The sequence below is a fragment of the Thermincola ferriacetica genome (assembly GCF_001263415.1).
Lineage (GTDB): Bacteria > Bacillota > Thermincolia > Thermincolales > Thermincolaceae > Thermincola > Thermincola ferriacetica.
Genome location: NZ_LGTE01000004.1, coordinates 99,344 through 113,512, shown reverse-complemented (window position 1 = coordinate 113,512; position 14,169 = coordinate 99,344). Strand labels below are relative to the sequence as shown.

The following is a 14,169-nucleotide window of genomic DNA, read 5'->3' as shown; positions in this document are numbered from 1 at the left end:
ACAATGAACTACATAAGTACAAGGGGCAACTTTGAAGCTGTTAGCTCCGCCCGGGCAATCAAACTGGGCATGGTTCCGACGGGCGGCCTTTTTGTTCCCGAATTCCTTCCTGTACTATCCATGAATGACCTGGCGAACATGGTTAACTGTTCTTATCAGGAAGTGGCGGAAAAGGTTTTGGGACTTTACCTCACTGATTATTCTGCAGAGGAAATCCGGGAGTGTATAGACAGGGCTTACAACGGTCAAAATTTTGATACCCCCGAAATAGCGCCTTTGTTTCAGTTAAATAACCATACCTATTTTCTGGAGCTCTGGCATGGCCCAACAGCGGCTTTTAAGGATATGGCCCTGCAAATAATGCCTCCCTTATTATCCAAGGCTGTGAAAAAAGTACAGTCAGACAAGGGAATAGTTATTTTGGTGGCCACATCGGGTGATACGGGCAAAGCGGCCCTGGAAGGTTATAAAAACGTTCCAGGCATCAGAATCATTGTTTTCTACCCCTACGGGGGGGTCAGCAAGGTGCAGGAACTGCAGATGACAACCACCGATGGGAATAACACATACGTTGTGGCTGTAAAGGGTAATTTCGATGATTGTCAGAATGCCGTGAAAGAAATTTTTGGCGACCCGGATTACAACCGTTTTCTGAATGAACACGGCATTGAGTTATCTTCAGCCAACTCCATCAACTGGGGGCGTCTGGTACCGCAAATTATTTACTATATATGGAGCTACCTGTCTCTGGTCAGACAAGGTCAGATAAATATGGGCGATAAAATCAATATAGTTGTTCCCACGGGTAACTTCGGCAATATCCTGGCCGGTTATTATGCTTACCGCATGGGTCTGCCTGTCAACAAGTTCATATGTGCTTCCAATGAAAACAAGGTTTTGACTGACTTTTTCCGTACAGGTGCATATGACCGTAACCGGGAGTTTATAAAGACGAACAGTCCTTCTATGGATATTTTAATTTCCAGCAATCTGGAGAGGTTCCTTTTCGAAGTTAACGGGCATAACAGCGAATTAATAAACAAATGGTTCAGAGAGCTGAATGCAACGGGTGTTTTTAACATTGATGCGGAAACCAGGGCCAGAATTGATGCCATACTGGCAGCCGGCTTTGCTACCGAAGAAGAAACTCTGGCCACAATAAGAGAAGTGTTTGAGAAAAAACACTATACCGTTGACACCCATACGGCCGTTGCCCTGAAAGTATACTGGGACTATGTTAAATCTACCAAAGACCATACGCCGACGGTAATTGCTTCCACCGCCAATCCGTTTAAATTTAATGCTGCGGTGCTGGAAGCTATCAAAGGGCCGGAAGCTATCGCCGGCAAGGATGAAATGGCAATCCTGCAAGAGTTGCGGGAAGTTTCCGGCATGGAAATCCACCCCGGCCTGCGCGACTTGGACAAAAAACCTGTCCGGCATAACAGAGTGGCGGCTAAGGAAGAACTGGTTCAGGAAATAAACAACATCCTGGGCGTATAAAAGTAAAAAGCATTTATTCTTATTATTTTTCGACCCGTTGTTGAAACGATTTCTTCAACATATAGCCGGTGAAAAGACCAAAAATGGTCAGGTCAAGAAGAGCCAAGATATTTGTCCAGGGTTCGCTTTGAATGTTTTCACTGATATTCAACATGGGCATAAACAAACCCATGGTGCCAAAACCTATAGCATTAGCGACAATAACTCCTTTTAACCATGCATAATCCGTACCCGTCAGTCTTAAAATTGCAGCGATAAATAAGGTAGTAGCTATGCCGAGGGCCAAAGTGCCTGCCATGCCAATAATCAAACCATATAAAGTTTTTATATTTGCACTTGTTAAGAACACATCGGCAGCGATATTCCAAGGTGGGGTGTTCAGGATGCCGAAGGTCATTTCCAGGTAGGAAAGTAAGATAATAAGCACGGTCCCCCATATACCTATCCAGGTGCCGGCAGCGACGGTATCTCTTTTCATTTAAATCAAACCTCCATTAGGGCTTCAATACAAAGTAATTGATACGTCTTTTGTCATTAGTATTTGTTTTGATTTCTGCAACTATTCCCGGGATGTACTAAATTTCCACCTGTTTGGTCTTGCATTTAAGCAGTCTTTATGGTAATATAATTGTTGCATCGAAAAAACGCCGAAGTGGCGGAACTGGCAGACGCACACGACTCAAAATCGTGCGGGAAACCGTGAGGGTTCGAATCCCTCCTTCGGCACCAGGCTAATAACCACAAGGGTTAGCAACCTTGTGGATTTTTTATTGTCTGTTGCAGGCTTTTCTATAGATTTTTTTAAGTAACGGTGGCCTCATTTTGTAGATGGCATAATTAAAGGCTTTTGTCATGATTCTATGATGATTGATTTCTTTTTCGGCATAGTACAGGCTTCACTGACATTTCCCAAAGTTGACCAATTTCGGCCCACTTAACCAAAAACGTATATTGTCGAACAATGTCAAATAATAGTGATATTTGTAGATATTTTCTTATTGCAATTCAATTGGAAATCTGCGACAATTATAATACAAATGTTTGTTAAAAAATAGAAGATTGTCCCGATAAAGGCAAACCCGTCGAAAGGCGGGGGCGCAAAGCTGCGGGTCTAAAGCGGAAACGCTATGACAGCCGGGCTGCCGAAGGAAGTGTATATCAGCATGGGAAGAGCGCCTGTCTTCGGCATGGGGGACAGGGGCTTTTTGTATTTTTATTTGTGTTTTTAAAGGAGGATAGGCTTGTGAGAAAGGTATTTGGCAGGAAACTGTGGATGCGGGTGACGGCTGTTGTGTTGGCCGTGGCCATCAATATGGGGGCCCTGGACGGGGTAATCAGGTATACCGTCCAGGAACTGGCCCTGGGAAGTTTTGGCGGTTTTCTGAAGACTGCTGAGGCCAACACTCCGGAGGCAGAAAAGAATAAAAACAGCCTCCCGGAAACGGCCGGGCCAAAAAAACCAAAAAACCCCCGGGCAGAAGAAGCCAAGGAGAAAAATGAAGTTATCGAGAAAAGGACCATAAATGCAAAAACTTATAAAATCGGTCCGAATGAATACAAGACCGAAGTCTACCAGGAAGCTATCCACTACCTGGATGAAAATAATAAGCTGGCGGACATAGATAACACCCTGGTGGAGTCAAAACAGAAAGGCTACGCCTTTGCCAACAGGGCCAACAGCATTAAGGTGTATTTCGCAGGCTCAGCAGGAGAAAACTACCTCGGGCTTATCCAACAAAGGGATTATTCCATCAGATGGGGCCTGATCAAAGGGGAGGACGTCCCGGGGGAAACAGCCGGGAACACCATTACATACAAAGGGTTTAAGGCAAATGCTGACCTGAAGTATACTATCGACGGGTCTACCCTCAAAGAAGATATCATCCTGTACAGCCCTGATGCGGCGCCGGAGTATAGTTTTATACTGGATTTAAAGAACCTGACAGCTAAAGCCCGGGCAGACGGTGCAATTGAGTTTACCGACCGTTCCGGGAATGTCCGTTGGTTTATGCCCAGGCCATTTATGTATGATAAGGGAGGAGAAAAATCCCTGGCCGTGACGGCAGAAGTTGAGAATCATGTTGGGTTTACGGTTTTAACAGTAAAGGCAAATGAAGAGTGGCTCAAGTCAACCGGCCGGCAGTATCCGGTGGTGATCGACCCGACCCTGCAGCCCGGCCCTGTTGAGGGGCGGGATACCTTTATATCATCCCGGTTCCCAAATACCAACTACCGGGCCGCCGATTACCTCTATGTCGGTGATACGAGCGCCTATGGCGACACACGGAGCTTTTTCCATTTCGATAACCTGACCAGTGAGGAAGACATCACCGTAACTTCAGCCACGTTTTCCGTTTTTGCCCAGGAAGGGTCTTTAAGTTCCATCAGGTTGTTCCCCGTAGAAGCTAACTGGAGATGGGATTATTCCACCCTGACCTGGGATTTCTGGCAGAGGAGCGGGGGGACGGGAGCGCTGGTGGATACTTCCAGCGGTCCGGCCACAGGATGGTGGGATTTTGATGTTACCAGCTTAGTCCAGCAGTGGGTAGACGATCCTGCTTCCAATAATGGACTGGCCCTGTCCCCCGGGTCCGGTGAAGGATACAAGGAGTTCATATCCTGTGACCACGGAACAGCAAGCAAGCGGCCCAAACTCGTCTATACCTACATCAAAGGGGATCCGGTGGCAGGTCCGGCCAATTTCAGATTACATATCGACAGAAAAACCGGCCTGATCAAAGCTGACGGCACAGCCGTGGCCGATGCCCGGGTTTACCTTACCACCGATGACGGGCAGTCTTTCGGCACCACCGCTGACAGCAGCGGTAAGTGGGAACAGGATGGCATGTCTTTTGAAAAGGGCAAAACCAGGACCATTTCCATGTACTACGAGTACGATGTGGAAAGGACCGATGAACAAGGCAACACCTATATCGAGACCATCACCAGCGAAACCACCAGCCAGAAGTTCCTCATTGCCATTTACAGCAAAGGGGCCAGGACCAAGAAACTGGCCAAGTTCTACTACAAGGACGGGACCAGGGCCGCCAAGCTGAAGGAAGACAACGGGATCAAAACCGAGCTGGAGATGGTGGTCGGAGACTACGTACTGGTCCTTGACCCTATGCGGGACATGCCCTATACCGCAGGGGATATCATCAAAGACCCTGATGAGGAATACCGGCTCAGGGAAAAAATCAGGCCTTTATACAGTAACGGCGAGGTAGTGGGTGACTCTATCGACGCGGCTACCGGGAACTTCTTTGCCTTTGCGGCGGACCTGTCCTTTGACGCCAAGGGGCTGCCGGTGGAATTCACCCGGGTCTTAAACTCTCAGGAACCCGAAATGTACCGGGGGCCGCTGGGCCAGAACTGGAAGTTGGGCTATGACAAGATGCTCATCATGTATGAGGACGGTTCCATCGAAGCCACCGGAGGTGACGGGGGCGGATATTTCTTCCGTCCATCAGGCAGCGGCTATGTCAGTGATGCAGACGTGACCGAAAGACTGGTGAAAAACGGCGACGGCACTTATTCTGTGATTACCAAATACAACACGGTCTATCATTTTGATACCGACGGCATGCTGGACAGTATCACCGACAGGAACGGCAACACCATCACCCTCTCTTATGACCCCGAGGGGCTCCTAAGCGAGGTCAGCGATGCCGCGGGCCGGAGCTGCAAACTATACTATGACGAACTGGGCCGGATAACTTTGCTGGAAGACCCGGCAGGCCGCCAGGTGGAATATGTCTATGACAGCTGGGGCCGGTTGAGCGAGGTTATTGACCCCAACGGCGGGGTAACAAGCTACGATTATGACCCGAATGATGCTCACAGGGTAACCGGAGTGACCGACCCCATGGGCTATAGGGCTGTCACCAACGAATATGACAGCCAAGGCCGGGTGACGACCCAGTATGATGCCGAGGGATATTATGTAAACCTGTCCTATGGCGGCAGAAGCACGACTTTCAGGGACAAGAACGGTAATGAATTCATCTACACCTTTGACAACGAGTACAGGGTAACGAGTATAGACGGGCCGGATACGGAGAGCCTTATGGCTTTCCGGGAGGAAACGCAAAAAGCCCAGACATTACGGTTCGGGGCCGGCGGGAGAGGGGTAACCCCTGATCCGGAACCGGTGACCACTACGGCAGCGCCGGGCAGCATTGACTCTGAACCGGTCACAACTACTTCCACAGACCTGCCGCTGGTGCAGTACCGTTATGACGAGAGGGGATACCGCTATCAGGCCATTGACGCCATGGGGTACGCAACATACTACCAGCACGATGCCCGCGGAAACCTGCTGGCGGTATTGAACAGTGAAAACAAAGGCACCATATACCGCTATACCGACCCGGATAACAGGGATTACCCCACCGAAGTAATCGATGCCATGGGCAATACCACCCGCATGACATATGACGACAATGGGAATGTCCTGACCGTGACCGACCCGGAGGGGAATACCACTTCATACGAATACTACGATTCCGGCCTGGTAAAAAGCGTCAGGGACCCGGCGGGAAAAGAGGTGGCCTATACCTATAATCCCAACGGCAACGTGGAAACCGTAAAGGATGGCCGTGGTTTCATCACCCGTTACCACTATGATGAAATCAGCAGGCTTAAAGAAGTTGTCGATCCCAAAGGCAACAGGACCACCTATGAATACGATAACAACGGCAACCTGCTGCGGGAATTAAACCCCGCCGGTGAAATTGTCAACAGCTACGACTACAACAACAGGCTCCTGGGCACCAGGGACGCGGAAGGCAATGTGACCACCTACCGCTATGACAAGAGGGGCTATGTGCTGGAAGAAACCGACCCCCTGCTTAAGTCTACCCTTTCCCACTACGACGGTAACGGTAACCTTCTCTGGACCAAGGATGCCAACCTGAACAAAACCACATATACCTATGATGCCCTGGGCAGGCTGAAGAAGGTGATAGAGCCCACGGGTGATGCCGTGGAGTATTTCTACGACCCGAACGGCAACAGGACAGCAGTGAAGGACGCTAAAGGCCAGGTAACCAGGTATAACTATGATAAGTTCAACCGCCTGGAGAAGGTCATTGACCCGCTGCAGCAGTGGGCGGAGTACACCTATGACGACCTGGGCAATACCCTGTTCTACAGGGATTTTGACGGTTCGGTAACAGGGTATAAATATGATGCGCTGTCCCGGGTCATTGAAGTTACCGACAATATGGGCCATACCACCAGGTATACCTATGACCGGTCCGGCAACCAGGAGACGGTGACCAATGCCTTAAACCAGACTTATACCTACCGGTATGATGAAAACAACAACCTGAAACAGGTTATTGACCCGGCGGGCAACGTGACGGAATTTGAGTATGATGAAAACAACAACCGCATAGCCATGAAGGACGCCCTGGGCAATGTCACCAGGTACGAGTATGATAACATGAACCGTCTGGTCCGCGTAATTGATGCGCTGAACCGGGGCAATGAATTCGGCCTGGACAAAAACGGCAACAGGGTCCGGGTCACCGACGGCAACGGGCATACCACCCATTTCAAATATGACGGGGCCAACAGGCTGCGGTTTGTCATTGACCCTAAAGGCAATACGACAGAGTACCGGTATGATGATGTGGGGAACCTGCGGTTCTGTATCGATGCCAACGGGCATACGACCGAGTACAGGTACAACAGCAGAAACCTGCTTACCCACAGCATCAACCCCCTGGGCCAGACCACCGTATTTGAGTATGACGAAAACGGCAATATAGTTGCCAAGACCGACCCCAACGGAAACCGGATCGAGTATGCATATGACGAGTTAGACCGCCTGCTGGGAGTCTACTACCCCGACGGCAGTTACGTGGAATACGGCTACAACGACCAGGGCAAGCGCGAGTGGATGGAAGACATGTACGGCACCGTCTGGTATGATTATGATGCCCTGGGCCGCCTGACTGCAGTCACCAACCAGGACGACATGACCGTGGAATATGAGTACAATGCGTTGGGGCAGAAGACTCTGGTGAAATACCCCGATGGGAAGAAAGTAAAGTATGGCTACGATAATTTAAACCGGCTCATCACGGTAACGGATCGCTTAAATAAGGTTACTTCCTACGAATATGACCAGGTGGGACGCCGCACCAAGACCATTCTCCCTAATGGAGTTGTAACGTCCTACGGCTACAACACTGCCAACCAACTGACATCTATGGCCAGTATTAATGCTGACCAGAAACTTCTGGCGAAATATGAATACACCTACGATCTGGCGGGCAACCGGACCAGGCTGATCCAGACGGTGGAAGGGTCGGTATACACCACTGAGTATTTCTATGACCCGCTGAACCAGCTGGAGAAGGTTATTAACCCTGATGGCAGCAGGGTGGCATACGAATATGACCCGGTGGGCAACCGGATTAAGATGACCAAAGTAGAAGGAGATTCCATCAACACCACGAAATATTACTACAATGCGGCCAATGAGCTGACCAAATTCAATGTCAATGACGGGCCTTTCACCGAGTTCCGTTATGACAACAACGGCAACCGTATAGCCAAGATAGAGCCGGGCAACAAAGTTACCTCCTACACCTGGGATTACGAGAACCGCCTGACTGAAGTCAGGTTTCACCAGGGCAAATGGGTAGGCTTCGAGTATGACGGGGACGGTAACCGCATCACCAAGCTGTCGGCCATGACCATGCCCACATACAAGCATGACAACGGCAAGGGCAATAACCCCGGCTTCACACCGCCCGGCAAAGAGAAGGCCAAGAAGCAGCAGTCTGACCTGATATATATGCTGCTAGCCAATGGCGGTAACGGCAAAGGTAATAGTGGCGGTAATTCAGGTGGCAACGGTGGAGGAAATTCCGGCGGCAGCGGGAAGGGAAATTCCGGCAATGCGCCTGGCCAAAACAAAAACAAGTCCGGGGACGGCAAGAGTGACAAAACCCAGAACAAGAACCTAAGCAAAGAAGCCAGGGAAAAGAAAAAAGAAGCCGCTAAGTCCAAAGGCAAAGGCTACCGTAAAAAAGGCAAATACACCAACAAAGGCAAACACCTGGGCTGGTACAAGAACGGCAAGATCCCGGTTGGACCTAATGGTGAAAAAGTAGAAATTGCCTACTACCTCAACGATGTCTCCGACCCGCTCACCCAGGTACTGATGACCTACGGTGAAGACGGGAGGTTTGATGCTGCCTACACATACGGCTTGGAGCGTATTGAGGTAGAAGCCGTAGATGAAACACGCCCCGAATCACAAGACCCGCTGTATTACCTGTATGACGGCCTGGGCAGTGTGGCTTACATGGTGAAACCGGACGGCAACATACGCGACCACTACCGTTATGATGAGTTCGGCAACCCTGCGCCGGGCAGCAAGCTATCCGAAGATGGGCGAAACGTCCTGCATAACACCTTTGGCTATACAGGTGAGATGTGGGATGAGGAGACAAACCTGTTGTACCTGCGGGCCCGGTGTTATGAGCCGGAGACGGGGAGGTTCTTGAGCAGGGATACGTATGAGGGGGACCTGGAGAATCCGCTGAGTAAAAACCTTTATGCGTATGTGGAGAATAATCCTATTAGGTTTATTGATCCGAGCGGTAATAGTTTAGTAGACATTATTCTTCAGCAATTAGCAAAGGTAAAAAACACTGTAAAACAAAATGTAAGACATTACATATGGCAAAGCGGAATAAAATACTGGTTAAAACCTAAAGGATATACAGTTGCAGCGGATTTTTTGAATTATTCTTTGCAGGATAATCCTAGGACAAGGTATTTTTGGGGAGGTTCGGAGGTTGTTGAAAAGATAAAGAAATCTAAAATTTATAAAACAACAATTAATAGCATCATTAAAAATTATAAAACAGGTAAATATAGCGTTTATTATGACAAGGGTATTGAGTTCCGAAAAAACGAATCAAGTGAAACGGACTTATTTTATGCAATACATATTTCGCGAATGGTGGTTAAGGGTAAAGTATATACAGGGAAGTGGAGATTAAAGGTATGGTTAGGAGATAAATACGATTTTACTGAATGGTTAACCATTAAAAATAGAGAAATTAATATTGGAACTTTAGCAAATGACGGGGCGCACATTAGTCAGTTATTAAAAATTATAGTACCGTATCGTTTTTATATTAATTTTGAAGATACGGTCCAGTGGGTTAGATAGGTAAGGAGGTTATAATTTATAATGAACAGATATTTAATTAAGTTTTTATTAGGATTTTTATTACTTGGAACGATAATGGGTTGTCAATCATATAAATATCCAGCTGGAAGAGATACTGAGAGATTGTTTGGGGATGGAAAATACCAAATATTAAAAGTAACAGATGATGTTTTTTCTTTAAATAATGTTGAAACAGCGGAGCCTATAGAATCCCACGTTTATAAATATAAAGAAATAAATCAATTTATCTATGTTATTGGAAGAGATAATGGATATACTGTGTTAAACTACGAAACTGGGCAAATTAAGAAAAGTAAGGAATTAAAAAACTTTAACCAAAGTGAAAGAGAAAAATTTAGTAAGATGCAAGATAATTGATCTAAGTAATATAGTCAACCAATCCCCGAATAATAAGAATGGGTTCTGCGGTAACGTGGTGTAATGTCGCTTCCTGAGCTATTTGTCAGTGGCATTCCAGCCGTCAATGGCAGTTAGAAGTGGGCATTTCCCGAAATGCATGACATTTTAGAAATGTTTAGTTCCAACTGCCATTGACAGTAGAAAGGGTGAAAAACAGCTCTCTTTGTCAGAGGGCTGAGACAAGTCACTGGCGTTCGGCAATAACCCTGGCAACAGTAGTGGCGTCAATAGTGTGCTGCTGGCGGGTGACGGCGTCCACTAGGCAGTCGGTACATATAGCATTAATCAGGCGCGGGATGCCGTTAGAATGGACATAGAGGGCCTTAACCGCATCATCGGAGAAAAACATATGGGTGCCGCCGGCTTTTTGCAGGGCATGGAAAATATACTTTTTAGTTTCCTCTTCGGACAGGCCATTTAAGTGAAACCGGACATTAATGCGCTGGTCAATGGCCCTAAGCGCCCTGAGTTTGAGGCGGTCCCGGAGTTCAGGCTGGCCTGTAAGGATTAAGGCAAGGGGAGAACGGGAATCCACATCAAAATTAATGACAAAGCGGAACTCATTAATCATGGCAGTAGAGAGCTCCTGGCCTTCATCGACAACAATGACCGGCAGGACATGGTGCTTATCATAAAAGTCCCGGATGGTTTCCACAAACCGGCGTTTGGCCGTGGCCTGGAGGAAGCCGGGTTCCGTATCCAACTGGTAGAGCACCTCCTGGTAAAATATGCGGGGACTGAGGCGGGATTCGGAGAGGTAAACAAACCTGTACTTGGAAGGGTCCAAGCTCTTACAGAGCGCCCGGATAGCCGTAGATTTACCGGCCCCGATCTCGCCGGTAACCAGGGACAAATAGCGGTTTTCGATAGCGTAACGCAGCCGGGCGGTTAACTCCTGATGCTGCTCCGAAGGAAAAATGAAATCAGTGGCAATCTCTTTGGTAAAAGGGACGTGAGAAAAACCAAAAAACTCTTTAATCATGAACATCCTCCTCCTTAATCAGCTTGGCAAAAGACAAGGAATTACGCAGGCTTTCAGCCTGTTCTTTGGCCAGGGCCGCTTTGGTGGCTTCAAGAAAATTGAGGCCGGTAGACTCTCTTGGCTGTTCCTCCAACTCAGGCAAGGCCTTATGGCGGTGGCGGGTCATATTGAGGGGCAGAGCATCAGGGTATTGCTCACCCTCAAACCATACCTCCAACCGGGTTAAGTCCTGAGGGTCAAATCGTAGAGTTACCTTCTTTTTGACCAGGCGCAGGTCCACTTCGTAGAGATTACCCTGTAGGCTGACACAACCGGCCCCGTCAACCTTGCGGGTTTCCTCCCAAAGGAAGTATTTATCCAGCAGCACGGGGTCTAAATAGCGCAGTTCTTTATCACATTGGGCGAAGCGAACACGAGGTTTTTCCTTGGTTGTACCGTGAACCCTGGTCTGATAAGCCTTCTCGAGCCAGGCCCAGAAAAACTGGTTGAGGTCCTCCAGAGTTGTCAGCTTTCCCTGTTCGATAAGGAGATAAGCCTCAGGTTTAAAACTACGGTCCACGAAGTGGAAAAACCGTTCCACCTTGCCCTTACCCTGAGGTCGGTAGGGTTTAGCATGCACCAGGTGAGTTTTCAACCGGGCACAGATTCCCTGCAGATGCCGGGAAGCGTAGATAGCGCCGTTGTCCACATAAAGCTTTTCAGGAATACCGTGTTTTAGGATAGCCTTCTTAAAAACCTGTTCCAGGCTTAAAACATTTTCCTCAAAGAAGAACTCCCCGTGGGTTACGAGTCTTGAATAATCGTCCAGGAAGACAATCAGATAAGCCAGGCGGCGTTTATGGGGCTGTTTGGGATGGGGCAAATAGAGAGTATGGTGGGTATCAGCCTGCCATACCTGGTTACGGTAAGCCATCTCATAGCGGCGGCAGGCTTCTTTATTGCCTTCCATAAGTTTTTGCACCGGTTCAGTTGCATAGAGATGACTGCTTAAAGTGCTGGGTTTAAGAAAACCCTCCGGACAGGAACCGGTAAGCTCCAGGATCCGGATAATCTGCCGCACACTTCTGTCCGGCGCCTCCAGCTTGAGAGCTACCGCATTGTCCAACAAGTCAGGAGGTATGACCCGGCAACGGGCAGCGTCTTTTCGCCCTTTAGGAATTAGCCCTGCCAGGCCCTCCTTTTCATAAGCCGCCACATAACGTTCTAAGGTCCGGACACTGAACCTTTTGCATTCCCCCTTGGGGGTAAGGTGGGTTTGACAGGCCAGCTCCGTTAAGATTCTTTGGCGTTCTCCCTTGTTTAACTTCCGGGTTACCAGTGGGGCAATCAGGCTGAAGCGGAAATTGGCCAGCATATCTCGTTCCTCTTGGTTCATGCAATGCACTCCTTTCCTTGATAAAATCCACCATAATTTTCCCACAGGCAACCCGAACCGGGGAGATAGCAAATTCTGTGGACGGTTTTGGGGAGATCCGGCCAACTCGCCGGGTAACAGGGCAAAAGCCACCAAAATTTCATCAAAAAGACATAAAAAAAATCCCCGCAAAGGATGAGTTATACCAGCAAGTTACCCGGAAGGAGTAAATTAAGCATGTCAAAAACACCGTAAGAATGCAAAGGTTCTTCCGGTAAAAGAGACTGAACTATGAGATTTAAAACCTGCCCGGCATTTAAAACAAAGGCTATATCCGGTAAACCTTTGGGAATAGATAAACCGGGACGTAATTCCAATAGCCGTGTGGTAAGGTGTTTACTGACTTCCGGGGCAATCTTTTTAAACCTCTTTAGCCAGCGTCTGAAGGTACAGGTACTGACAGAATGCATCCCATGAGCAGACGAATAGGACGGGGTCTGTCTGATAGATATCCCATCAACCACATGACGTTGAAAAAGGGCGAAACGATAGGAATTCAGGAACCGGGCGTAGGGTTTAATGAAAGAAGGGATAAATGAAAAAGTCACTCTACAGTTTGGACAGCGCCGCCGGAAGATTGGGATAATAAAGCACTCGTCTTGACTATATACGGTTCGTAAATATTTACCGTGGCGATGGGTTTTACCTTTGCAGAGGGGGCAGAAATACGGGGTTGTCCGATACCAATCTAAAATTATAGATAAATAGGCAGTGACGCCGCCGGAAAAGGGTAGTATAATAGTCATTGATATCCCCTCAATTGGGGGTGTTGGGGGACCTTTGCGGGAGTGGCGTCGGCAAACAACACAGCCCGTAAAGGTCTTATCTATTTTTCAGGCATAAAAACAGCCCTATCGACCGATAGGACTAATATATCGGACAAACGATTTTGTGTCAAATAATTTTAAAAAAAAGCTCTTTTTACTGACATAGAAATTTGGAAGCGACAACTTCTGACCCTCCTTCTATTTTGGATTGGACACCATATCAAGTTTCAGAGAGCACCCATAGGTGGATAGCAATTAGAGCTGTAGAAAAACTCAAAAAAGATGGGCTAACAAAATGGTACAATACTGCGCAAAAATATAGTTATTGGTTGTATAAAGGTGTAGACGACGCTGATAAGGGGCAAGGTGCATACACTGGACACTTTTATAGTCCAAAAACTAAAAAGAATTACGTTGGTGGTACGGATACAGCTCTAAAAAGGATGAAAAACTTTTTTGAAAAGGCTGTGGGTCTCTTTAATAAGAATAAACATTATGCTTTCTATAATTTAGGGTTTTCGTTACATTATTTACAAGATTTGGGCAATCCCGCGCATGCATCCAATAACATAGCTCCGATTACTGCACATTCAGAGTTTGAAGAGGATGCAGATTGGTATAAGAATAATTTTGAAAAAGAATTATCAATAGCTAAAACTAAAATATATTATGGATTAAAAAATTTAGAGGACTTTGGCCACAGCGTAGCCGTGCAATCAAGCCGATATGCTTATGTGCTAGATGATAGAACAGATGTAGCGCAACATAGCTTAAATCCGGAATGGTGGCATAAAGTGATTAGAATTACATTAAAACAATCACAAGTAGACAGTGCTAAACTTCTAGCCTATTTCTTTGCAAAGCAGAAAATAGCTCCAAAATAAAA

Annotated in this window: 8 protein-coding genes, 1 tRNA gene and 1 riboswitch; of the genes, 5 read left to right on the top strand and 4 right to left on the bottom strand. The window is 47.5% G+C overall.

The window, feature by feature from the left end; genetic code table 11:
- The first annotated feature begins 3 nt into the window (after positions 1-3).
- Complete coding sequence (gene thrC, locus Tfer_RS04675; protein ID WP_052217103.1) at positions 4-1,503, top strand: threonine synthase; 1,500 nt, start codon at positions 4-6, stop codon at positions 1,501-1,503.
- 22 nt (positions 1,504-1,525) lie between these two features.
- Here thrC and Tfer_RS04670 read toward each other — a convergent pair whose 3' ends face one another.
- Positions 1,526-1,981 carry a hypothetical protein gene (locus Tfer_RS04670; protein WP_013119820.1) on the bottom strand — a complete coding sequence of 152 codons (456 nt, stop codon included), beginning with the start codon at positions 1,979-1,981 and terminating at the stop codon, positions 1,526-1,528.
- A gap of 168 nt (positions 1,982-2,149) precedes the next feature.
- Between Tfer_RS04670 and Tfer_RS04665 the strand changes: the two genes are divergently transcribed.
- The 3 genes from Tfer_RS04665 (at position 2,150) to Tfer_RS04655 (ending at position 10,078) form a co-directional block, all read left to right on the top strand.
- A tRNA-Leu gene (locus Tfer_RS04665) sits at positions 2,150-2,232 on the top strand.
- Positions 2,233-2,565: 333 nt separating this feature from the next.
- Positions 2,566-2,650: riboswitch (cyclic di-GMP riboswitch) on the top strand.
- A gap of 96 nt (positions 2,651-2,746) precedes the next feature.
- The gene (locus Tfer_RS16285; RefSeq protein ID WP_052217102.1) at positions 2,747-9,700 is read left to right on the top strand and encodes a DNRLRE domain-containing protein; all 6,954 of its coding nucleotides are present in this window, start codon (positions 2,747-2,749) and stop codon (positions 9,698-9,700) included.
- 21 nt (positions 9,701-9,721) lie between these two features.
- Positions 9,722-10,078, top strand: coding sequence for a hypothetical protein (locus Tfer_RS04655; RefSeq protein ID WP_052217101.1), 357 nt, complete (start codon positions 9,722-9,724; stop codon positions 10,076-10,078).
- 226 nt (positions 10,079-10,304) lie between these two features.
- Here the strand turns inward: Tfer_RS04655 and Tfer_RS04650 are convergent, their stop codons facing one another.
- The 3 genes from Tfer_RS04650 to Tfer_RS16280 form a co-directional block, all read right to left on the bottom strand.
- On the bottom strand, positions 10,305-11,102 hold the full coding sequence (locus tag Tfer_RS04650; RefSeq protein WP_052217100.1) for an ExeA family protein: 798 nt from the start codon (positions 11,100-11,102) through the stop codon (positions 10,305-10,307).
- A complete protein-coding gene (locus Tfer_RS04645; RefSeq protein ID WP_052217099.1) occupies positions 11,095-12,477 on the bottom strand; it encodes a DDE-type integrase/transposase/recombinase in 1,383 nt (460 codons plus the stop codon). The genes Tfer_RS04650 and Tfer_RS04645 overlap by 8 nt, the downstream gene beginning before the upstream one ends.
- A 179-nt stretch (positions 12,478-12,656) precedes the next feature.
- Positions 12,657-13,262 carry a DUF6431 domain-containing protein gene (locus Tfer_RS16280; protein WP_152908971.1) on the bottom strand — a complete coding sequence of 202 codons (606 nt, stop codon included), beginning with the start codon at positions 13,260-13,262 and terminating at the stop codon, positions 12,657-12,659.
- 191 nt (positions 13,263-13,453) lie between these two features.
- Here Tfer_RS16280 and Tfer_RS04635 point away from each other — a divergent pair, with 191 nt between their 5' ends.
- Positions 13,454-14,167, top strand: a complete 714-nt coding sequence (locus tag Tfer_RS04635) for a zinc dependent phospholipase C family protein (protein ID WP_083436783.1) — start codon at positions 13,454-13,456, stop codon at positions 14,165-14,167.
- The last annotated feature ends 2 nt before the right edge of the window (positions 14,168-14,169 follow it).